The 22,814-nt window shown below is 50.4% G+C and carries 15 protein-coding genes, 1 tRNA gene and 3 pseudogenes; 9 read left to right on the top strand and 10 right to left on the bottom strand.

Annotated elements, in window-relative coordinates:
• Positions 1–189: 189 nt before the first annotated feature.
• Together ACMZI0_RS16105 and ACMZI0_RS16100 are read left to right on the top strand one after the other, a co-directional pair.
• Positions 190–1,356 (top strand): iron-containing alcohol dehydrogenase, encoded by a 1,167-nt coding sequence (locus tag ACMZI0_RS16105; protein WP_415673721.1) that lies wholly within the window; start codon positions 190–192, stop codon positions 1,354–1,356.
• A 308-nt stretch (positions 1,357–1,664) separates the two neighbouring features.
• Positions 1,665–2,677: pseudogene (locus ACMZI0_RS16100) on the top strand (MFS transporter).
• 244 nt (positions 2,678–2,921) lie between these two features.
• Here ACMZI0_RS16100 and ACMZI0_RS16095 read toward each other — a convergent pair.
• Both ACMZI0_RS16095 and rtcR read right to left on the bottom strand, forming a co-directional pair.
• Positions 2,922–6,438 (bottom strand): annotated as a pseudogene (locus ACMZI0_RS16095) (AAA domain-containing protein).
• 222 nt (positions 6,439–6,660) lie between these two features.
• Positions 6,661–8,238, bottom strand: coding sequence for an RNA repair transcriptional activator RtcR (gene rtcR, locus ACMZI0_RS16090; RefSeq protein ID WP_415673720.1), 1,578 nt, complete (start codon positions 8,236–8,238; stop codon positions 6,661–6,663).
• Between the two features lie 185 nt (positions 8,239–8,423).
• On the opposite strand from rtcR, the gene ACMZI0_RS16085 reads away from it, so the two are divergent.
• From ACMZI0_RS16085 to ACMZI0_RS16070, 4 genes are all read left to right on the top strand, one after another.
• Complete coding sequence (locus ACMZI0_RS16085; RefSeq protein WP_415673719.1) at positions 8,424–9,659, top strand: RtcB family protein; 1,236 nt, start codon at positions 8,424–8,426, stop codon at positions 9,657–9,659.
• A 4-nt stretch (positions 9,660–9,663) separates the two neighbouring features.
• On the top strand, positions 9,664–10,455 hold the full coding sequence (locus tag ACMZI0_RS16080) for a nucleotidyltransferase domain-containing protein (RefSeq protein ID WP_415673718.1): 792 nt from the start codon (positions 9,664–9,666) through the stop codon (positions 10,453–10,455).
• A gap of 300 nt (positions 10,456–10,755) precedes the next feature.
• Entirely contained in the window at positions 10,756–11,004 is a 249-nt protein-coding gene (locus tag ACMZI0_RS16075; protein WP_415673717.1) for a hypothetical protein, read from the top strand.
• A gap of 12 nt (positions 11,005–11,016) precedes the next feature.
• On the top strand, positions 11,017–11,745 hold the full coding sequence (locus ACMZI0_RS16070) for a Fic/DOC family protein (protein WP_415673716.1): 729 nt from the start codon (positions 11,017–11,019) through the stop codon (positions 11,743–11,745).
• Positions 11,746–11,838: 93 nt separating this feature from the next.
• Here ACMZI0_RS16070 and ACMZI0_RS16065 read toward each other — a convergent pair.
• From ACMZI0_RS16065 to lptF, 6 genes and pseudogenes are all read right to left on the bottom strand, one after another.
• Positions 11,839–12,086 (bottom strand): annotated as a pseudogene (locus ACMZI0_RS16065) (CopG family ribbon-helix-helix protein).
• A gap of 126 nt (positions 12,087–12,212) precedes the next feature.
• Positions 12,213–12,389: a hypothetical protein gene (locus ACMZI0_RS16060; protein WP_415673715.1), complete on the bottom strand. Its 177-nt coding sequence runs from the start codon at positions 12,387–12,389 to the stop codon at positions 12,213–12,215.
• Between the two features lie 58 nt (positions 12,390–12,447).
• Positions 12,448–12,636, bottom strand: coding sequence for an ash family protein (locus ACMZI0_RS16055; protein WP_415673737.1), 189 nt, complete (start codon positions 12,634–12,636; stop codon positions 12,448–12,450).
• 336 nt (positions 12,637–12,972) lie between these two features.
• A tRNA-Leu gene (locus ACMZI0_RS16050) sits at positions 12,973–13,057 on the bottom strand.
• 154 nt (positions 13,058–13,211) lie between these two features.
• The gene (gene lptG, locus ACMZI0_RS16045) at positions 13,212–14,288 is read right to left on the bottom strand and encodes an LPS export ABC transporter permease LptG (RefSeq protein WP_415673714.1); all 1,077 of its coding nucleotides are present in this window, start codon (positions 14,286–14,288) and stop codon (positions 13,212–13,214) included.
• A complete protein-coding gene (lptF, locus tag ACMZI0_RS16040; RefSeq protein WP_415673713.1) occupies positions 14,288–15,388 on the bottom strand; it encodes an LPS export ABC transporter permease LptF in 1,101 nt (366 codons plus the stop codon). Before lptF ends, lptG begins: the two co-directional genes overlap by 1 nt.
• 281 nt (positions 15,389–15,669) lie before the next feature.
• On the opposite strand from lptF, the gene pepA reads away from it, so the two are divergent.
• The 3 genes from pepA (at position 15,670) to ACMZI0_RS16025 (ending at position 20,611) form a co-directional block, all read left to right on the top strand.
• Positions 15,670–17,181, top strand: coding sequence for a leucyl aminopeptidase (pepA, locus tag ACMZI0_RS16035; RefSeq protein ID WP_415673712.1), 1,512 nt, complete (start codon positions 15,670–15,672; stop codon positions 17,179–17,181).
• 112 nt (positions 17,182–17,293) lie between these two features.
• Positions 17,294–17,743, top strand: coding sequence for a DNA polymerase III subunit chi (locus ACMZI0_RS16030; protein ID WP_415673711.1), 450 nt, complete (start codon positions 17,294–17,296; stop codon positions 17,741–17,743).
• A 12-nt stretch (positions 17,744–17,755) separates the two neighbouring features.
• Entirely contained in the window at positions 17,756–20,611 is a 2,856-nt protein-coding gene (locus ACMZI0_RS16025; RefSeq protein ID WP_415673710.1) for a valine--tRNA ligase, read from the top strand.
• Between the two features lie 12 nt (positions 20,612–20,623).
• On the opposite strand, the gene ACMZI0_RS16020 is transcribed toward ACMZI0_RS16025, so the two are convergent.
• Entirely contained in the window at positions 20,624–21,322 is a 699-nt protein-coding gene (locus tag ACMZI0_RS16020; RefSeq protein WP_415673709.1) for a hypothetical protein, read from the bottom strand.
• A 9-nt stretch (positions 21,323–21,331) separates the two neighbouring features.
• Complete coding sequence (locus ACMZI0_RS16015) at positions 21,332–22,513, bottom strand: YjgN family protein (RefSeq protein WP_415673708.1); 1,182 nt, start codon at positions 22,511–22,513, stop codon at positions 21,332–21,334.
• Between the last annotated feature and the right edge of the window lie 301 nt (positions 22,514–22,814).

The following is a 22,814-nucleotide window of genomic DNA, read 5'->3' as shown; positions in this document are numbered from 1 at the left end:
TATAATGTGATGTAAATCAAAGTTCATCACCGCTATTCCCTTACACTGCCCACAGATGTTCAACCTCTGCTTTTGCTATCCATGCCTGGTGCCATTTAACATTGGCGCTAAACATTTATTTTTAATTAATATTTTCAGAATCTCTGATGAACATACTGACAGCCATCATTTATAAATAGGGGAAATTGTATGTCGACATATTATTTTCTACCCACACGAAATGTATTTGGTGAGGGTGGCGTTCAGGAAGCGGGCAGTCTTGCAAAAACGTTAAATATTAAAAAAATTCTTATTGTCACGGATGCCTTCCTCGCCAAAAGCGGAATGGCGGATAAGGTTGCTGAGATTTATAAAAAGTCAGGTATTGGCGTTCATATATTTGGCGGCGCTGAACCAAACCCAATGGATAAGAACGTTGCGGAAGGCATTAAGTGTTATCGGGAAAATGACTGTAACGCGATTGTTTCTCTCGGTGGCGGTTCATCGCATGACTGTGCAAAAGGTATTGGCCTTATCGCTGCTAACGGCGGAAATATTCGCAATTTTGAAGGTGTCGATAAATCTATCAACGATATGATTCCGCTGATGGCCATTAATACCACTGCGGGCACCGCTTCGGAAATTACCCGTTTTTGTATTATTACCGATACAGAACGCAAAGTTAAAATGGCGATTGTTGACTGGCGCGTTACGCCACAAATCTCCATTAACGATCCGGAATTAATGGTCGGGATGCCGCCGTCACTGACAGCTGCGACAGGGATGGATGCATTAACCCACGCCATTGAAGCTTATGTTTCCACCATGGCAAACCCGCTTACTGATGCCGCCGCATTAAAAGCCATCAAAATGATCACCCAATATTTGCCGAAAGCCGTTGCCAATGGTGAATATATGAAAGCCAGGGATAATATGGCCTATGCGCAATATCTGGCGGGGATTGCCTTCAACAACGCATCGCTGGGCTATGTGCATGCCATGGCGCATCAGCTAGGCGGCTTTTATAATCTGCCGCACGGCGTGTGTAATGCCATTTTGCTGCCGTATGTCGAATCCTTCAACCTCATCGGCAACCTCAACCGGTTCAGAGATATCGCTGAAGCCATGGGGGAAAACGTGGATGGCCCATCGACAGATGAAGCCGCATTGAAAACCATTAGCGCGATTCAACGTTTAGGCAAACAGGTTGGCATTCCGCGCGACCTCAAGAGCCTTGGCGTCAAACCGGAAGATTTCGCCATTATGGCTGAGAATGCGAAGAAAGACGTTTGCCAATTAACGAACCCGCGCAAAGCCACCAAAGAGCAGGTTATTGAGCTGTATCGTCAGGCCTATGAAGGTGAGGCGATTGTGTAATCAATAATATCGCCAAGAGGGAGTTACCCGACGCAGCTAAGGATAGTGAATCCTGAAACAACGCGCGGGGTAGCCCCATCTACACCTTTCACCCGATTCCCATCTCAGCATTTTCATCGATAATACCTAACAGAAGTTGCCATCAGCCTACCACTTTTAGCAAAAGTGTTTTTTATTTTTCTACGTTTATCTTCCCGCTTAATAACGGCAGAATGCCGAGTTCAAATCGCAAGCGCTGATGGATGCCTGTATTTCCGGGGCGATTCAATGCTGGTGGCGTTCAAATCGCAACGATTAGGAATCAAATTATGTCGACAAGCCGTACGTCTTCACAAACCCATTCCACCCTTCCATTACTCTCACTCGCCGTTGGCGCATTTGGTATTGGCACAACCGAATTTGGCCCAATGGGCATGCTCCCGACCATCGCTCAGGGAATGGATGTTTCAATCCCTACCGCAGGAATGCTGATTTCTGCTTATGCCATCGGTGTGATGGTGGGCGCGCCGGTGATGACGCTGCTGTTCGCCCTCTGGCCGCGCCGCAGAGCGCTGATGGCAATTTTTACCCTTGGTAATCTGGCCTCCGCCATGGCACCCAATTACACCAGCTTGGTGATTGCTCGTATCATCACCAGCTTAAACCACGGGGCATTCTTTGGGATTGGTTCGATTGTGGCGGCAAGCCTCGTTCCACGTGAGAAACAAGCCAGTGCCGTTGCTGCCATGTTTATGGGGTTAACCATCGCAAATATCGGCGGCGTTCCCGTGGCGACCTGGTTTGGGCAAGTCGTCGGGTGGCGTGAATCATTGCCCCTTCGCTCGAATCCATTATGCAGGTTTCTCCCGGCTATGTGGCCGGCATGCTGGTGTTGATTGGCATTGGCTTCACTTTCGGGGCCAAGTTAGGCGGCAAGCTTGCAGACCGTTCGGTAAAAGGCTCGCTGATTGTATTTTTAAGCCTGATAGCCATCAGCATGGTGGCATTCCCCTGGCTGGCGACATCCAAGGCAGGCGCAGCCATCGGCTTGGTAGTCTGGGGCACCGCCACTTTTGCCGTGGTCCCGCCGTTGCAAACCTGGGTAATGCGTGAAGCTGCAGGTGCACCGGGGCTGGCCTCATCGGTCAACATCAGTGAGTTTAACCTCGGCAACGCGCTGGGTGCCGCATTAGGCAGCGCCGTGCTGAACCTCGGCGGAAGCTATGGTGCAGTATCCATTTCCGGTGCAGTGCTGGCGCTACTCGCCCTGCTGCTGGTGCTGACGCAGATGCGGCGCAAGCAAACGGATATCGCTCGGGAAACGACGGCAGAAGCGGGTTGAGTTTTGGGATTTGAAGGGGATCGCCACGGGGATACAAATACTTTCGGGTTATTGATAGTATTATTGTTTGTGTTCCTTTGGCGACATATCTCGGTGAAGATGATGCCACTGCACGTGTTGCACTGACGGATGGTCCCCACATCAACTCCGTTTCAGGAGACCAGACCCGCTCATTATTGCCAGAAAAACCATATGTAATCACCATCTCACCCAAGGATAAATCTCAGACGAGATGGTTTCCAAGCTAAATTTCACGCTTATGAAGACTATTATAAATCGTTTCAATTTCACCTTTTAAGTTATCACCATAATAAACCATCGATGTATCATAGCGTTCATATCGGGCTTCACGTGCTGCACTAAACCAGTTAAACGATCCCACACATAATAAACTATCATCCCCAATAACAATTTTACTGTGGACACGGTTTACCAATTTTGTGGAAATACCAAGATCATTCAGTTTATCCAGCGCAGCTTTAAGGCTTAGCTGTTTTTCTTTTCGCTTCTCATAATCATTATGTTCAGTGTTGTAGTATCTGTCCGTGACTATGGTTATAGCAACACCATGTGAACCGGCTACAATCATAGAATCCAGAAATCCGGTCTTCTCCAGTTTCTGCCACGTTAACCACGGGGACACAATCGTAATGTGTTTCTCGGTATTTTCAAACGCCTGGTTCAAGAAGTTATCGTGCTGCTCCACACCATGCAGTGTGTAGACCGTTGTCTCGGAGGATGTTAAATCCTTGCGTTCTTTATACTCAAAATATAAAGCATTTGTTTCTGCTGCAAACAGATATTTTGCCAGCATCCCTCGGGGTGATGAAGAGGATTGTATCTCAAACAAATCCATATCCCCGAAAACTAGAAAACTGTCTTTCGCTCGTGAGACAGCAACATTCAACATGCTGTTATCGCTATCAATAAATCCGCCATCCTCATGTTTTGAATACACCGGTGAGAATATTACGATAGCTCTTTCAGCCTCCTGGAGGGCGTGCACTGTTCCTACAGTAATGGCCTTTTCATCTGCTCCTGCGCTGAGACCGAGTTTACCCATAGCCTGTTTTATCGCTGATACCTGAGCGCTGAACGGCGTAACAATACCGACAACCTGATGAACAGGTTTACCATAACGATCCCTCAATATCGTTTCGGTTATCCCTCAACCAGGCTGCTATCATTTCTGCTTCAAGCAAATTGTATCGACTACCGCTACTTGCCAGCGCGCCTTTACCATCAATATGGAGATACCCCATTGCGGGCAAGAAATTATTCTCTTCAAGCCCTCTTTTAGGTAGCAACTTACCGTGATAACAAAGCTCATTACAATATCCAATGATATTGTCGAAACATCGACGATGTTCATAGAGATACATACCACGCGCTAATTCAGGATCATATTGATAGCACAAAGCAGATTGCGCAATTTTCGTTACACTACCGGAAGCTGCGATTTTACCAAGTTCGGCAATTGAGTTATATTCTTCAACCATCTCTTCCTGTGTATTACCTGACAGGATCTTTTCCTCAAGCATATTGCCGATATCAATAGCCGGGATAATATTCCATATTGGCGCAATCTGTTGCGTATCACCAATCACTAACGCTTTCTTAGCCAACGAAAACGATGCGGCAGCAATTTCAGGAAGCGCTTGCCCTGCTTCATCAACAATAAGTAAATCCACAAAGTCATACAAGTATCCCGTCTCAAATCGCTGTTGTCCCTTATGCTCGCGTACTTGCAGGTAGCTAGGCAGCATATAGCATGTCATCACCACGCACGGGGTCAGTTTCATTCTTCTTTTCCAACGAGACGTTACATCTTTAGCACCATTCTTTTTCTTTTCATCCTGAAGATCTTGAATATTCGCCATATCAATTAACCAACGACCTTCCCAATAGTGAGTCGTCAATAAGAAAGCAGGGAAACGGATCTGTGTATCCGCAAGCGCATCCGCCTGCGACAAACTCAACTCTTCCTCATCTTTATACCCAAGATCGCGAGCAATGTTCAGCCACTCCTGAACGGCTTCATTCTCCAGTCGAACAATCTCACATGCCAAATCAATATGCTGTTGATGCATTTTCTGTTCAGTGCACGCAGAATTGAGCTGTCTACCAATGTACTCATCAATTGCTTCAGAGCTTGTCCACTGATCTCCTGAAGCAAAGTGGCCTAGCGTATCTTCAAGAAAAATTTTTATCCGATAATGTCGCTTATTACGGATGGCGGGAATCCATGAAAATAACGTATAAATCAGTGATTCATCAGCACGATACTTATGCCATTGCGCTATAGCGCTTTTGAATATTGTAATTTTTTGTTCTTGCTCAGAGAGTAATAGTTTTTTATCAATAATATACTGCTCAATATTATCAGATATTTTTCCCCGCTCTGTCCGAATTTGGTTTAATGATTTCCATACCGTTTTTATTTTTACAAGCTTTTCGAACTTTATTGCCAGTTGGCCATGCAGCAAATCAATAACTTTTTCAGGAGATGAGTAATCTTTTTCCGGAAACGCTGATTTTGCTTTATCCAGATAGAATACCAGAGCGTCTTCACTGTATTCTTTTGACTCTACATGACTGAAGAATTCTTCAGTTTGATACTTTTTAGCAGCTTCTGATTTTCTGGTACTTGATGGGAAATACGCGCCAAAGCTTTTAAGCTCGGGCAACCATCGCCCCGACATGGGGCCAGTACCTTCAGAAAAATCTTTTCCGAAGGCTTCAATAATATTCGTTACCGCCTGATTATTGGTTGATGTAGCAATAATAACGGGAGGTTCTGATTTTTCAAGGGCTGCCCTTGCCCACTGAGTGGCAATGATGGAAAGAACCGGCGTTGTTTTTCCCGTTCCCGGCGGGCCATTAACGGCAAGGATATCACCATGTTCAACATCAAGAAAATGGCTTAATGCGTCACGCTGGGCCATTGCCAGCGAAAATTTATCCCCCGAATGCCCAAGCCTCTCACTGACTTTTGCCTCTGGAGAAAGCAGAGGCTCTGTCGGGCGAACCTCAAGCGAAGCAAAACGTTTGAAGAGCGGCACATCCTTCTTGCAGACAATAAGATGATCATAAAGAGCAATAATATGATGGCTGGCACCACCGAGTTGCGTCTTTTTAACAAAATAACCGTGATCGGCCAGAACATACTGCTCGTGGTTTTTTATCCATATCTCAGCAACGTTATCAAGTAGCTTATCTACGCCATCCAGAGAATGGCGCCATTCTCTTTGGTAAACAGCATACCTAGCCTCCCGTTCTTTCTCTGATTCAGAGGCCTTATCAATCCCATCATCAAATACCATGGAAACCGATGAGTGGGTCGTTTTATATTTGTCATATTGTGCCATCTCACCAATAGAAAATGCCCCATTTGGCAAAGGCTCAAGCAAATCTCTGGGGATGGAGGTTTTTGGTGTCGGAAACAAAAACCCCTCTCGGCTCAGTACTGCCGATGTCACTATGGGCGTCACAACAGATGGGATACCGGCAGAACGCTCCTTTTCATGTTGCAACAAGCGAAAGTAAACCTTTGGACGTAAAACGACATCAACCGTTTGAACATCTTCTTTTTCTCCCTCAAAAAGCTCACTGACGATAGCGTCGTCAAGACGTCCTGTCGCGATATCATGCCATTGCATGAAACTTTTAGTGTCCTTCGGCTCGAGGGCGCCTTTCCCTAAATCTGCATCAGCTAATGAGTTTCGCCAATAGGAGGCGAACCCTAAAGAAATACCATCCATTGCCTGCCCTATGATTTAATAAAACAATTGATTTTATTGATATAAAAAGATATGTGGGTAACTATTTTCCACTTTGCAAGGCTGGCTGCAATGTTTTGCTCACGATTTGATAGAAATGGCCGATCGCGCCTGCCATGCTGAGAATCCTTCCCTGCGTGCTATAGCAATACAAACGTTATTGAACCAGGAGATACCCGTATTTATAGCCACATCCAGCCCCGCCTAAACCCGCTTCATCTCTTCCCAAGTCAGCCCAAACCGCGCTAGATACTTGCGTAATCGGTCGGCATCATTCGGTTTCTGCTTCTGCTGCCGTGAGATGGCAAACAGACGACGCCCTGCTTCAGAAAGGGAAGCAGACGTCTGGCAAACTTCTAGCGCCGTTTCTAACTGGCGCTGTTCAAAGAGATCGATATTAGCCAGCGCTGGCGGAAGCGTCGTTGCAGTAGTGTTGCCCTGCCAGTCGTATTGCAGCCGGAAAATTTCTTCTTCTACCAATGCAACGGTGATGCGCCCTTGCTCAGCGAGTGTCGCCATGCGCGCGATTGACGAGCCGAGTTCACGGAAGTTACCACGCCACTCAGCCTGCGGTGAGCAAGCAAAAGCGAGGTAGCGCTCGTGTGCGTCTTTATCAAAACGAATCTGCAACTGATTGTCGCGGGCGAAGCGTTGGATTTCGTATTCAATATTAGGCTCGATATCTTCCCGGCGTTCCGCCAGACCGGGCAAAGGGAATGTCCACATGTTGATACGCGCGTAGAGATCTTCACGGAATTTTCCCTGGTCTATCCGCTCACGTATATTCTGGTGAGTACCGGCAATCAGTTGAAAATCACTGCTGACTTCTTTATCCGAACCAAACGGGAAAAAGCTTTTTTCTTCAATAGCCTTGAGTAACATCGCCTGCTCATCCAGCCCCAGTTCTGCAATTTCATCCAGAAACAGCATTCCGCCGTTTGCCTCACGCAAGAGCCCGGTTCTAGCCTGAAACGCACCGGTAAATGCGCCTTTTACATGACCAAACAGTGTCGACATCGCATTGTCGCCGCGCAGCATGGCACAATTGACGGCCAAAAAACGGCCGCTAACCAGATGACGAGACAGGCGTAGCTGATAGATACGCTGCGCCAGATAGGATTTCCCTGCCCCAGTAGGGCCGTTCAACAGTATCGGTGCTGTTGAACGTAGTGCCACACGTTCAATCTGATCGATCAGGGTGTTAAATGTCGTGTTGCTCGTTGCAATACCTGATTTCAGGAATGACACTGACCGTTGCTGTTCTTGCTGAAAGCGGCTGGTGAGCGTGACGTAACGGCTGAGGTCCAAATCAATAACAGAGTAGATGCCCTGAGGAGCCGGGCGTGCCTCCTTTTCTCCCGGTGCAGTTTGTAGCAATTTGGCAGGCAGATAGCGCGCTTCCGTCAACAGAAACCAGCAAATCTGCACCACGTGCGTACCGGTGGTAATGTGGACGAAATACTCTTCATTTTCAGTGTCAAACGGGTAGCAATTAGCGAAGTCCAGAAAGGCGCTGTAAACCTCTTCAAAATCCCAGGGATCGCGCAGTTCAACCGTTTGCAACGAGACCTTGGTTGCCGGTGACACCACGGCAATATCCTCCGCTACCTGCTGTGCCATTCCCTCATTGCGTGACTGGTGCAACAACTCCAGACGATCGACAGGGAAATCTGGCTGCTGATAAAGCCCGACGCTGGGGCACCATTTTGTCCAGCGATTCCCTCGCTTGCCTCGTTTATCCAGCGTAGTTCCCAGTACACCAATCACAACACGACGCTTCATCTTATCCAACTGTATAATAATTTATCCCATAGGATAAATTAACGTCTTTTGAAGTTTATCGCCAGCTTGGCTGATATGATTTTTAATGATTAATAATCAATATGTTAAATCCATTTTCTTCATTTCTAAAAAATGGCACGACTTTCGCTATATCTGACAGACAAAAACAACCAAGAGGATGAGAAATGGAAAATCAAAAAAGACAGGATTACGACATGATGTCGCCCATGAACAGCGCACAGATAAAAATGTGGACACAGGGCGTGCCTGTTGAGTCGGAAGCCCGCGAGCAATTACTGAATACAGCCAAAATGCCGTTTATTTTTAAACATCTAGCAGTGATGCCGGATGTGCATCTGGGAAAAGGATCAACGATCGGGAGCGTCATTCCAACGCGTGGCGCAATCATTCCTGCCGCGGTTGGCGTAGATATCGGTTGTGGGATGATAGCAGTACGTACCTCGTTGGTGGCCAGTGACCTGCCGGATAATCTGTCGGGGCTACGCAGTGCCACTGAACGAGCAGTACCATATGGGCGTAGCGTATCGCGTTCTAAACACGATAAAGGCTCTTGGGAAAATCCACCGGAAACGGTCAAGGCACATTGGGCAACGTTAGCACCGCGTTTTCAACATTTAACGGATAAATACCCACAGTTTCTGAAAACCAATCACTATCAACATCTGGGAACATTAGGAACGGGCAATCACTTTATCGAAATCTGTCTGGATGAAGTGGATCGCGTATGGGTGATGTTACATAGCGGGTCACGTGGTATCGGGAATGCAATTAGCTCCCTGTTTATCCAACTGGCACAAAAGGACATGCAGCAGCACATTGCTAACCTGCCAGACCATAATCTGGCCTATTTCGAAGAAGGGAGCCTGCATTTTGATGACTACATGGAAGCGGTGTCATGGGCGCAAGATTTTGCGCGCCATAACCGTGAAGTGATGATGTCGCATACGTTGGCGGCACTCTCACGCATTGTAACCAAGCCGTTTACGACGCATCAGGAAGCCGTCAACTGCCACCATAACTATGTACAACGTGAAACCCATTTTGGTGAATCCGTACTGATCACCCGTAAAGGCGCGGTGTCGGCGCAAAAAGGACAAATGGGCATTATTCCGGGATCGATGGGGGCAAAGAGCTTTATCATGCGGGGATTGGGCAATGAAGAGAGTTTCTGCTCTTGCAGCCACGGCGCAGGCAGAACCATGAGCCGAACCGCAGCGAAAAAACGTTTCACGGTAGCCGATCAGATTCAGGCAACGGAGCATGTCGAGTGCAGAAAAGACAGCGATGTCATCGATGAAATCCCGATGGCATACAAAGACATCGATAAAGTGATGGCAGCACAGTCGTCGCTGGTTGAAATTGTACACACGCTGCGCCAGGTGGTGTGTGTGAAAGGGTAATCTCATGATGGAACAGGATTATTGCATCGATTCCACCGTGCAGCGGCGGATAAAACTGGCCTTGGCAGAGGTGGAAGCACGTTATCAAGTGAAAGTTCTATATGCCTGTGAATCGGGTAGTCGCGGCTGGGGATTTGCCTCTCCAGATAGCGATTACGATGTGCGCTTTCTTTACGTGCACCGACCCGAATGGTATCTGCGCGTAGAACCCCAGCGCGATGTGATAGAGCTGCCCATAGACGATGAACTGGATGTCTGTGGTTGGGAATGGCGTAAAGCACTCTGCTTACTCAAACGCGCCAACCCGACGCTTCTCGAGTGGCTGGATTCCCCCATCGTTTACCAAGAGGATCGGGAAATTACATCAGAACTGCGGGCGGCGGTTCCGACCTGGTTTTCACCTACCAAGGCGCGCTGGCACTATCTCTCTATGGCGCGAAAAAATTTTCGCGGTTATCTGCAAGAGGAAACGGTACGTCTCAAAAAGTATTTCTACGTTTTGCGCCCGCTACTGGCCGTGCGATGGATTGAGGCAGGCAAAGGCATGCCGCCCATGCGGTTTTCACAATTACTTGCAAGCAAGGTGGATGAGCCACAGCTGTTGGCTGAAATCAATCAATTGCTGGAAATAAAACAGCGCTCCGGTGAAGCGCAATATGGCCCGCGACGTGAGTATATCCACAAGTTTATCACGCACATGCTGAACGCATTGGATAACGCGGCAGTGCTGCCAGACAGTCATGCTACCGACGATACGATGCTGGATACGCTGCTTTATAAAGTGGTAACGGCCTAAGGCATCTGCGACTAAACAACACAGCAAAAAGGCAGGGAATATGGCGCTCTTCGGCTTAGGACAGCAACATTTGGATCAGTTGCTGTCGTCAACGGATAGGCAAGTTTGGGGGAGTGTTGTAGAGCGTGTCGGAGGCTCTATGTTTAAGCAGTTATAGCCTGTAGCTTGAACATTGGCGATGAGACTAATACCTCAGAATTACACACACCAAAAACGATAAGGCCTCTTACCCCCATGAGGCCTTTAGAGACACAACGAGATTGGCATGCTAAAATATGACCACAAATTGAGGATTTTTCTATGACCCCAAAAGCCAACGTGAGTGTTGCAAGTTATGTTCGCAAACTTGCAGAAGATCATAACATTACAGCTTATCGCGATGATATGAGCCGCATGGCAGCGGCAATTACGGGTATGGCTGATGATGATGTCGAGCTTGATAGCGTTGAGCAATTGCTCGTCAACCTTAAAAGAAAAGGCGTTTTGAGCAAGCCTGAAACTCTGATGCTTCAGGGCAATTATCTTCAAGAAAAAAAAGCGTATCGGTAAGAACGTCAGAACATGACTTTTGATCCGTTCGGCGACTTCGAAACTGCAGGTTATCTCCAGAATGTTCTCCGGCTCAAAGAACCTGATGAAATAAAAAGATCCGAACATCTTTCATTCGAGTTAAGTATTGAAGATGCCCTTTCTTATCTTGCTCAAACGAAAATCATCGATTACCCGGTAATTCTCAAGGTGCATGAGATCCTTTTCTCTGACTTTTACCCTTGGGCAGGGAAAGACCGTCATGAACTTGTTCCCCATTTAGCCGTCTTCAAAGGCTCGAAAGACAACCCACACCATACTGCTTTCGAGCGCCCTGATTTCATCCGCAAAGCGATTGATTATGCGTTGCAACTCGTAGCGGACAAGAAACGATTTAGGGAAAGACCTGGGGAAGTGATGGGGTTACTGGCTTTTGCCCACCCTTTTCTTGACGGTAATGGGCGTACTATTTTGCTCGTATTCATGGAACTCGCCTTTCGTGCTGGATTCGCCATTAACTGGTCAGAAACAAACAAAGATGACTACCTTCGAGCCTTGAGTGACGAAATCAGAGACCCCTCTCAGAGATATCTGGATAACTATCTAATTCCCTTTGTTATAAATATTTCAAGCCGTAACGATTGGCCAAAAATTATCGGTGGTATTAAAGGCCTAGATGGTTTAGACAAAGAAAACATCTCTTACGGAAGTCTGGATGATCCTGAAATACAGAGAATTTATCTGACTTGTCGAGCGCAGTGATGTCATGGGTCATGCTGTTTTATCATTGATTTTATTGGTGAATTATTAATTCCATCCCGCCAGGACAAATTCGGCAGCTTACTTTTCCTTTTATTATGACTTTTTCAGTTTGTTGGCAAAATCAACAACATCAGCATGGCTTACTACCCTTCCCGCATCCACATCAGCAAGGCCTTTCAAAATCCTCTGATGCCGCCGTTCTCTTGTTCAATCATTACAATCAGCGCTTCTTCAATCACCCGATTTTTGGATCTTCCCAATTCAATCGCGAGACTTTCAACCGCAGCAGCAAGATCTACGGATATATACGCGCTTATCGTCCGTTTTGCGGGTCGTTTCATGATCATTACCGCCTGCTTACACGTATTAAAATGGCTTGATTTTGATGGGAGACTACCACTGAGTCAGTATGACAGAGCCTTGCTTTGGTCACTGAAAAGCCACCCTGAGGTGGCTTGGTTTTCAGGCTATTTACTGGCTACCACACTCGCGCCGCCATCCTCCCCCGACGTTTTATGCGATGACACGCATAGCTCATCGTCATGAGAATACGGTGCACCTAACGAAACATGCAGATGCTCTAGCCGTTCCGCCAACATAAAGCTAAGGATCTCTTTCACGGCGGGGTTCTCCAGTTCAATCACCGCATGTGCCAATGCGCGACACTAATCGGTGATTTCTTCTACGGTTAAGGGCGTGGCATCAAACATGATGCACCTCCTGAACGGACGGAAGACAAGAACGGGGCTCCTCTAAAGCAATAGTCACCAGAGGAAGAGCAGTAAATCGCGGGTATAACACGGCTGGGGTGGTAGCCCAGACAGGGTTGGCGTAACCGGCCTTCAAGGACACCGGCGCTTCCGAAGAAGCCCCCGCCTGAGCCACCATTATTTGGATGCAACAGCATGAAGCTGACTACAAAAATACTGGTGCACTAAGGCTACGGCATAAAAAAGACGCATAACGCGTCTATAGCCGCCTTGAAGTAGGTCAGGACGCCAATCCCGACTGCCGATTTTGCGGCGGCAGTGGAACTATAGCGTTTTACATGGATGGGTAGGCAAGTTGGGGTAGGAATAGATCACCATCATTTGTACCAACAACTGTTGGTAGACGTACGTTGAAGTCGGTTGGTCTTAAGAGCGCGAATATAGCAAGGAAGAAAGATAACGACTGGATTTCAGACATAAAAAAAGCCACCCGAAGGTGACTTGATTTTCATACTAATGGTGCCGAAGGCCGGACTCGAACCGGCACGTCTTTCAACGGTTGATTTTGAATCAACTGCGTCTACCGATTTCGCCACTTCGGCACTGAAGTAGTATGCGGAAAACGAGGTGCATTATACCGTTTGAGATTGATGACACAACACTAATCCGCACTCTGGCGCGTTGAATGCTGAAAAAAACAGCGTTAGCACACTTTTTTGCGCATTTTCCCGGCACGAGGTTGCGTGCCGGATACACTCAACGCCGTTTTAACAGCAGCAGCAGGCTGATAACCATAAACAGCAGGCTCGGCACCAGCGCCCCCAGCACGGGCGGCAGGCCATACACCAGGCTAAGTTGGCCAAATACCTTGTCCAACATGTAAAACAGGAAGCCAAAGCTGATGCCGGTAACGATACGCACGCCCGCAGGCACATTGCGTAATGGCCCAAAGATAAAGGAGAGCGCCATCAGCATCATCACCGCCACCGAAAGCGGGGCGAACGTCTTGTTCCACATGTTCAACTTGTAACGGCCCGCTTCCTGCCCGCTCTGCTTCAGGTAGTTGATGTAGTCGTACAGGCCGCGAATCGAGAGCGAATCCGGGTCTAGCGCCACCACGCCCAGTTTGTCAGGCGTCAGGGTTGTTTTCCACTCTCCGCTGATGGTCTGGCTGCCCGAAATCTGTTTGCCATCGCGCAGGTCTGATTCATCAACCTGAGAGAGTCGCCACAGCTTGGCGTCATCATCAAATTCCGCTGATGCCGCGTAGCGCACGGAGAGCAGTTTCTGCTCCGGGTCGAACTGATAGATATTCACGCCCGCCAGCTCTTTATCACCCACCACGCGCTCAATATAGATAAAGTCGTTGCCGTCTTTGGCCCACAGCCCGTTCTGGGTCGAGAGCATCGAGCCGCCGTACATCATCTGCGAACGGTAGTTGCGCGCCATCTGTTCACCGGCAGGTGAGATCCATTCGCCAATCGCCATGGTGAGCAGCACCAGCGGGATGGCGGTTTTCATCACCGCACCGGCAATCTGTAAGCGGGTAAAGCCTGAAGCCTGCATCACCATCAGTTCACTGCGCGTCGCTAGCGTTCCTAGCCCCAGCAGCGCGCCGAGCAGCGCCGCCATCGGGAAAAAGATTTCAATATCCTTTGGCACGCTCAGCAGGGTATAGAGGCCCGCGCCCAGCGCGGTATAGTCGCCGCGCCCAACTTTACGCAACTGATCGACAAACTTGATGATGCCCGACAGCGAAACCAGCATGAACAACGTCATCATGATGGTGTTAAAGATAGTTTTGCCGATATAGCGATCCAGTACGCCAAACATCAGGCTGCTCCTTGTACTTTCACCCGCGCGCGCAACCGGCGCAGAGGCACGCTGTCCCAGACATTGAGCAGCAGCGCAATCCCGATATAGGCCAGATTCGTCAGCCAGATCCACACCTCCGGATAGATTTTTCCCTTGCTGGCATTAGAGCGCAGCGAGCTTTGCAACAGGAAGAAAATCAGATAAAGCAGCATAGCAGGCGGCATGCTCAGCACACGCCCTTGACGTGGGTTTACCGCACTGAGCGGCACCACAATAATCGCCATGATCAGCACCGAAAGCACCAGCGTAATACGCCAATGAAACTCGGCCCGCGCGGTGTTTTCATCCGACTGCCACAGTTGGCTCATCGTCATCTGTTCTACGCCAGTATTCTGTAGCGACACGTTCTGGTGCCCGATAACCGCCTGATAGTTGGTGAAATCAGTGATGCGGAAATCCCTCAACATTGCCGTGCCTTCGTAACGGGAACCTTTATTGAGCGTCACCACCTGCGCACCGTTTTGATCAACGTCCACACGCCCACGGTCGGCAATCACCACCGAAGGGCGCGCGTTGCCGCTCGGGCGCAGCTGTGCCAGAAATACATGCTCAAATTCCTGCCCTTTGACATCGCCGACAAACAGCACGGCATTGCCGCCCTGCGCAGATTGAAACTGCCCTTCCACCAGTGCCGCTACGCTGGGGTTGGCCTTGGCCTCTGCCATCACAATGTCCTGATGACGAGAAGACCATGGACTGACCCACAGTGCATTGATCATCGCTATCGCACCGGTCACCACCGCCAGAATAAACGCTGCCTTGAGCAACACAGTCTTGCCCAGTCCGCAGGCATACATCACGGTGATCTCGCTCTCGGTGTACATGCGGCTGAACGTCATCAGCAGCCCTAAAAACAGGCTCAAGGGCAGAATGAGCTGCGCCATTTCAGGCACGCCCAGTCCCAGCAGAGAGAGCACTAAGTTCGTCGGGATTTCACCATCAACGGCCGCACCCAATATCCGCACCAGCTTCTGACAAAAGAAGATCAGTAACAGAATAAACAGGATGGCCAGTTGGCTCTTAAAGGTTTCCCGTACCAGATATCGAACGATGATCACGCTTAATTAAACCTGTGAAAACTTGTCTTTTTGCAGGAAAGTCGATAATTTCATCGCTAACTCGCCATTTATACGCATTTGTGGCAACCTTTGTCGCTACGATGCATTACAGCATACCGCGCGCCCGGCGTTGTATCAGAACCTGCTTATCATCACCAAAACAGATTCGCCGCGCCGTTAAGATTAACACAGGTTAGGTAAGTGTAACGGCGGGAAAGTATTACGGAGTGTCACATTCTAGCCGTTGGCCCCGTCTTTGTCTTTAAGATTCAGGAGAGTACATGGAGTTCAGTGTAAAAAGCGGTAGCCCGGAAAAACAACGCAGTGCCTGCATTGTCGTCGGCGTGTTTGAACCTCGCCGTCTGTCCCCTATTGCCGAACAATTGGACAAAATCAGTGACGGTTATATCAGCGCACTCCTGCGCCGCGGCGAGTTGGAAGGCAAAGTGGGGCAATCCCTGCTCTTGCACTACGTGCCGAACATTCTGTCAGAACGTATTCTGCTGATTGGCTGCGGGAAAGAGCGTGAACTGGATGAACGTCAATACAAGCAAATCATCCAGAAAACCATCAATGCGCTGAATGATACCGGTTCAATGGAAGCCGTTTGCTTCTTGACCGAGCTGCATGTCAAAGGGCGCAATACCTACTGGAAAGTACGTCAGGCGGTAGAGACGGCAAAAGAGACGCTCTACACCTTCGATCAGTTGAAAAGCAATAAGGTCGAACTGCGTCGTCCGCTGCGTAAGCTGGTGTTCAATGTGCCAACGCGCCGTGAACTCACCAGCGGCGAGCGCGCCATCCAGCACGGGCTTGCCATTGCGGCGGGCATCAAGGCAGCGAAAGATCTCGGCAACATGCCGCCTAATATTTGTAACGCTGGCTATCTGGCCTCGCAGGCACGCCAACTGGCGGATACCTACAGCCCGAACATCGTGACGCGTGTGATTGGCGAGCAGCAGATGAAAGAGCTGGGCATGAACGCCTATCTGGCCGTCGGGCAGGGTTCGCAAAATGAATCGCTGATGTCGGTGATTGAATACAAAGGCGACCCTAACCCGGAAAATCGCCCTATCGTGCTGGTCGGCAAAGGCCTGACCTTTGACTCCGGCGGTATCTCTATCAAGCCCGCCGACAGCATGGATGAAATGAAGTACGACATGTGCGGTGCCGCCACGGTATACGGTGTGATGCGCATGGCCGCCGAGCTGGCGCTGCCGCTCAATATTGTCGGGGTGCTTGCAGGCTGTGAAAACATGGTTGATGGCCGCGCCTATCGCCCGGGCGATGTGTTGACCACCATGTCTGGTCAAACGGTTGAAGTGCTGAATACCGATGCCGAAGGCCGTTTGGTGCTGTGTGATGCGCTGACCTATGTGGAACGCTATGAGCCGGAACTGGTGATTGATATCGCGACCCTAACCGGTGCCTGCGTGATAGCACTCGGCCATCACCTTACCGGGTTGATGTCGAACCATAACCCGCTGGCACACGAGCTGCTCGGGGCATCGGAGCAAGCGGGCGACCGCGCCTGGTGCTTGCCGTTGGGCGATGAGTTTCAGGAGCAGTTGGAGTCGAACTTCGCCGATATGGCAAACATCGGCGGGCGTCCGGGCGGTGCCATTACCGCCGCTTGCTTCTTGTCGCGCTTTACCCGCAAATACAACTGGGCGCACCTGGATATCGCTGGCACTGCCTGGCGTTCTGGTAAAGCCAAAGGGGCAACAGGCCGCCCGGTGGCAATGTTGTCGCAGTTCCTGCTTAATCACGCCGGGTTAAATGACGTAGAATAAGCCATACCGGCTAACGAACTTATGGCCGTTGGCATTGACCGTCATCACCGTGGGCCGGGGTTATCCCGGCCCTTATCGTCAGGCTTTTCGGCCCTGATCAATAGTGTAAACAATGAAAAACGCAACGTTCTACCTTCTCGAACACAGTGACGACGTCGGCGGGCTCAGCGCTTGTGAGGCGCTGGCCTGCGAGCTGGCGGCGGAACGTTGGCGCAGCGGGCAGCGTGTGCTTATCGCCTGTGAAGACGAGCAGCAAGCGTTGCGACTGGACGACGCGCTGTGGCAGCGCGATGCCAGCGCCTTTGTGCCGCATAACCTCGCCGGTGAAGGCCCGCGACAGGGCGCGCCCGTCGAGCTGGCCTGGCCGCAGCACCGGGGCAGCACCTCGCGCGATCTGCTGATAAGCCTCCTGCCGCAGTTCGCAGATTTTGCCACCGCTTTCCATGAAGTGATAGACTTTGTCCCTCATGAAGAATCCCTGAAACCGTTGGCGCGCGATCGCTACAAAGCGTATCGCAGCGGCGGCTTTCAATTGACTACGGCGACGCCGCCAACGCACTGAATAGTAGACATAATGGATACCAAATATAACCCGAAAGATATCGAACAGCCGCTCTATGAGCGCTGGGAACAGCAAGGCTACTTCAAGCCAAACGGTGACACGAGCCAGGAAAGCTTCAGCATCATGATCCCGCCGCCGAACGTCACCGGCAGCTTGCATATGGGCCATGCGTTCCAGCAAACCATTATGGATACCCTGATTCGCTATCAGCGTATGCAAGGGAAAAACACGCTGTGGCAGGCGGGTACTGATCACGCGGGTATCGCCACCCAGATGGTGGTTGAGCGTAAAATCGCCGCCGAAGAGGGTAAAACGCGCCACGATTATGGCCGCGATGCCTTTATCGAGAAAATCTGGCGGTGGAAAGCAGAATCTGGCGGCACCATCACCCGCCAAATGCGTCGTCTGGGCAACTCTGTGGACTGGGAGCGTGAGCGCTTCACCATGGATGAAGGCCTGTCCAACGCGGTGAAAGAGGTGTTCGTTCGCCTGTATAAAGAAGATCTGATCTACCGTGGCAAACGCCTGGTGAACTGGGATCCGAAACTGCGCACCGCCATCTCCGATCTGGAAGTGGAAAACCGCGAGAGCAAAGGCTCGATGTGGCACCTGCGCTATCCGCTGGCAGACGGTGCAAAAACCGCTGATGGCAAAGACTATCTGGTGGTCGCTACCACGCGTCCGGAAACGGTGTTGGGGGATACCGGTGTTGCGGTAAACCCGGAAGATCCGCGCTACAAAGATCTGATCGGCAAGTTCCTGATCCTGCCGCTGGTGAATCGTCGTATTCCGATCGTCGCCGATGAACACGCCGATATGGAAAAAGGCACCGGCTGCGTGAAGATCACCCCGGCACACGATTTTAACGACTACGAAGTCGGTAAACGTCATCAGTTGCCGATGATCAATATCCTGACGTTCGATGGCGACATCCGTCAGGAAGCCGAAGTGTTCGATACCAACGGCGAAGCAAGCACGGTATACAGCAACGACATTCCGGATTTCCTGCGCGGCGTTGAGCGTTTTGCTGCCCGTAAAGCGGTGGTTGCCAAGCTCGATGAGCTGGGCCTGCTCGATGAGATCAAACCGCACGATCTGACTGTGCCCTACGGCGATCGCGGCGGCGTGGTGATTGAACCGATGCTGACCGACCAGTGGTACGTTCGCGCTGGCGTACTGGCGAAACCGGCGGTGGAGGCGGTGAAAGATGGCCGTATCCAGTTTGTGCCGAAGCAGTACGAGAACATGTATTTTAGCTGGATGCGTGACATTCAGGACTGGTGTATCTCCCGCCAGCTGTGGTGGGGCCACCGTATTCCGGCGTGGTACGACAACAGCGGCAAGGTTTACGTAGGCCGTGATGAAGCAGAAGTGCGCCGCGAATATCAGCTTGCCGACACGGTTGAACTGCGCCAGGACGAAGACGTACTGGACACCTGGTTCTCCTCCGGACTGTGGACCTTCTCCACCCTCGGCTGGCCGGAACAGACACCGGAACTGAAAGCGTTCCATCCGAGCAGCGTGATGGTGAGCGGCTTCGATATCATCTTCTTCTGGATTGCGCGCATGATCATTCTGACCATGCACTTCGTTAAAGATGACGAAGGCAAGCCGCAGGTGCCGTTCCACACCGTCTACATGACCGGGCTTATCCACGATGAAGAAGGGCGGAAGATGTCCAAGTCCAAAGGGAACGTGATCGACCCACTGGACATGGTAGACGGCATCTCGCTCAAGGATCTGCTGGAAAAACGCACCGGCAACATGATGCAGCCGCAGTTGGCGGAGAAAATCCGCAAACGCACCGAGAAACAGTTCCCGAACGGTATCGAACCGCACGGCACCGATGCCCTGCGCTTCACCCTGGCGGCACTCGCCTCTACCGGCCGTGATATCAACTGGGACATGAAGCGTCTGGAAGGTTACCGCAACTTCTGTAACAAGCTGTGGAACGCCAGCCGTTTTGTTCTGATGAACACCGAAGGGCAAGATTGCGGTTTTAACGGTGGCGAGAAAGTGCTGTCACTGGCCGATCGCTGGATTCTGGCCAAATTCAACCGCACGGTGAAAGCCTTCCGCGAAGCGCTAGACGGCTACCGCTTCGATATTGTCGCCGGTATCCTGTACGAGTTCACCTGGAACCAGTTCTGCGACTGGTATCTGGAGCTAGCCAAACCGGTGATGAACGGCGGAAGCGACGCTGAGCTGCGCGGTACGCGCCACACGCTGGTCACGGTATTGGAAGCACTGCTGCGTCTGGCGCACCCGATCATTCCGTTTATTACCGAAACCATCTGGCAGCAGGTCAAAGTGCTGAAAGGCGTTACCGGCGATACCATCATGCTGCAACCGTTCCCGATCTACGATGCGGCCGCAGAAGATGCGCAGGCGCTGGCCGATCTGGAATGGATCAAGCAGGCGATTACCGCCGTGCGTAATATCCGCGCTGAGATGAACATCGCCCCGGGCAAACCGCTCGATGTGCTGTTGCGTGATGCAACGCCGGAAACGCAACGTCGTGTGGAAGCAAACCGCAGCTTTATCCAAACGCTGGCGCGTCTGGCAAGCGTTCAACTGCTGCCTGCCGATGACAAAGGTCCGGTTGCAGTCACCTCCCTGCTGGAAGGCGCGGAACTGCTGATCCCGATGCTGGATCTGGTGGACAAAGACGCAGAGCTGGAACGTTTGGCGAAAGAGGTTGCCAAGGTTGAAGCGGAAATCAGTCGTATCGACAGCAAGCTCTCCAATGAAGGCTTTGTTGCACGCGCACCGGAGGTGGTTATCGCCAAAGAGCGTGAAAAACGTGACGGCTATGCAGTAGCGAAAGCCAAACTGTTGGAGCAGCAGGCAACCATTGCCGCGCTGTAATCAATAGCCACGTTACGCGAATAAAAAGCCCGGACGGCTGAGTCCGGGCTTTTTTTTGTGAAACAAACTACTTTTCTCGTGCCTTGATGGCATCAAGACGATGAGCGTCCCATCCGCCAACATAAACGCATTCGGACCGATGCTCGGCGCACTCATCAGGCGCAGGCGTAGCGGTGTACGCGCCTGACGCATTTCCGGCGGTTGAGCCTGCTCAAACAGACGCTGCAACGCCTGCTGGCGTGCTTCAGGAAGTGTTGAAGGTGCTAACTCGGTTCGCTCCAGCAAGGCAAGCGTCTGCTCCCCCAGCCGCTGCTCCACTGCGGTTGGGATATGCAACGCGATTGTCGCACTCAGCCAGGACAGCACCACATACACATAACTCAGTGCCACCAACACCGTCGCCAGCAGGGCAAACAGCGCGCCCCGTTTATATTTCTCTAACCGATACACCAGACCGGGTGCCTTATGCTGTACTACCCAGGCACGAAACAACGCATCATCAGCGGGACGAAAGCGCCCGCCATCAGGAAATGTCAGCGTCAACGGTATCGAACCTAACGCTTCAGAGACCCCTACTTGCGCCAGCATAAACGCCTGTGAACCCGTTTCATGGCGCTCCAGCACCAAAGAGGCGTCCAGCTCGCCAAGCGTCACACGTGCCGCTTCCTGCGCGGCACGCCCCGGATACTGATAGTATCCCTCGATAATCATCAGGTCGCCTTAGATGCCTACGTTGATATCAAGTGCGCTGATCGCTTCTTCCGCAACAGCCGAACGCGCGGCATCATCGTATGCCTGCACGTTCAACAGAGAAAGATCGCCGCTCACTTGCGTGACATTCGCCATAAAGCGCGCGTAGCGAACATGTGCCACCGGTGTGGCCAGCCCCAGTGAAAATAGCGTAATCAGCGTGTTGGTGAACAACAGCATCAGATAAGATCGCAGCGTTACCGTGGAGTGTATCTGCACATTGTCACCGAGTGCCGTATTGCTAAAGATGTAGTTACGTTCCGCCACCACGATATAGCATTTGGCAACCAGACCGCCAATAATCAGCGATATATAGGCCACGACCAGTTGGAAGATGCTGTCATACGGAGAGCGGTATTGTGCACGCTCAAACGCATCCCCACTCGGTTGGATCTGTTGCACAAGTGAAGCGATAGCCGACCCTGCATACCCCAATGCCCACACCAGGAAGGGGAAAAAAACCAGCAGGCTGACAAAGGCAATTTTAATAAAACCGGACTTACTGATTGCGGCGTTAAACGCCGTATTGCCAAACCGCAGATTATTCACATAGAAGTCAGCGATCATGTACTTCATCACACCACCTAGCGCAACCAAGGCGGGGACATAAAGCAGAGAAGTAACCACAACCGGGGTAAAGTTTCTGGCAATAGAAGAGATATTACCCACCGAGGTCATAAACAGTACCAGCACTGCCACCATCAATAGCGGAACGGCCAAAAATGCCCAATAGGCACTTTTCACAGTGCCCAAATAGTTAAAACGCACCCCGCGATAGCTGGTCATAATGGCGTTATAGCGCCAGTTACGAATAATCAACAGCGGCAACAGCGCGGCAAAAGCCAGCAATACTGCCATCCCCACCAGAGGCGCAACCATCAGTAACAGATAGAACAGCGCCAGCGCGCCAATCACGATGATGCGCCCTTTAAGGATTTGGATGGGCTCTGCATGATAATCAAAACGATCGCCATTAATCTCGGTATTGCCATAAAAATAACGACGGGTGCGCACCGTTGCCCAGGCAGAATAAATACCTAGCGTGATTACGGTTAATAACGCATTAACTAGCCAGATTAAAAAATACTCTCCCGATTTTCCATGGAAAACCACGGCATGTTTGCCGTTCCCTTGAGAAATATTGTCACTCATAACACTCTCATCCTAAAAGAAGTGGAATAATCCTATAAGTGGAAATAAGTCAAATTTATTGCGGTGATATAATAGGAGCACCTGATTTGAACATGCAAAATAGAAAAAATAAATTTTTTTGCATCTGATAAAATACATCAACATAAAAATGGATAATGCGCCATGACAATTATGAGAAAAGCGAGGAAGAGGGATGGTATTATTCCGAGGCGTAAAACACTCATCTGATGCGGTTATTTTAGTTAGCAGGATAAATATTATATAGAATATTTATTCAGGCTCCGCCGATACGGAGCCTGTT

The organism is Symbiopectobacterium sp. (assembly GCF_047692315.1).
Classification (GTDB): domain Bacteria; phylum Pseudomonadota; class Gammaproteobacteria; order Enterobacterales; family Enterobacteriaceae; genus Symbiopectobacterium.
The sequence above is the reverse complement of the archived record's forward strand: the minus strand, read 5'-3'. Positions and strand labels throughout refer to the sequence as shown.

Coding starts and splice junctions, on each gene's coding strand:
- ACMZI0_RS16030 (WP_415673711.1), top strand. CDS start 17,294: ATGAAAAACGCAACGTTCTACCTTCTCGAACACAGTGACGACGTCGGC.
- ACMZI0_RS16020 (WP_415673709.1), bottom strand. CDS start 21,322: ATGATTATCGAGGGATACTATCAGTATCCGGGGCGTGCCGCGCAGGAA.
- ACMZI0_RS16025 (WP_415673710.1), top strand. CDS start 17,756: ATGGATACCAAATATAACCCGAAAGATATCGAACAGCCGCTCTATGAG.
- ACMZI0_RS16085 (WP_415673719.1), top strand. CDS start 8,424: ATGGAAAATCAAAAAAGACAGGATTACGACATGATGTCGCCCATGAAC.
- lptG (WP_415673714.1), bottom strand. CDS start 14,288: ATGTTTGGCGTACTGGATCGCTATATCGGCAAAACTATCTTTAACACC.
- rtcR (WP_415673720.1), bottom strand. CDS start 8,238: ATGAAGCGTCGTGTTGTGATTGGTGTACTGGGAACTACGCTGGATAAA.
- ACMZI0_RS16015 (WP_415673708.1), bottom strand. CDS start 22,513: ATGAGTGACAATATTTCTCAAGGGAACGGCAAACATGCCGTGGTTTTC.
- pepA (WP_415673712.1), top strand. CDS start 15,670: ATGGAGTTCAGTGTAAAAAGCGGTAGCCCGGAAAAACAACGCAGTGCC.
- ACMZI0_RS16105 (WP_415673721.1), top strand. CDS start 190: ATGTCGACATATTATTTTCTACCCACACGAAATGTATTTGGTGAGGGT.
- ACMZI0_RS16075 (WP_415673717.1), top strand. CDS start 10,756: ATGACCCCAAAAGCCAACGTGAGTGTTGCAAGTTATGTTCGCAAACTT.
- ACMZI0_RS16080 (WP_415673718.1), top strand. CDS start 9,664: ATGATGGAACAGGATTATTGCATCGATTCCACCGTGCAGCGGCGGATA.
- ACMZI0_RS16070 (WP_415673716.1), top strand. CDS start 11,017: ATGACTTTTGATCCGTTCGGCGACTTCGAAACTGCAGGTTATCTCCAG.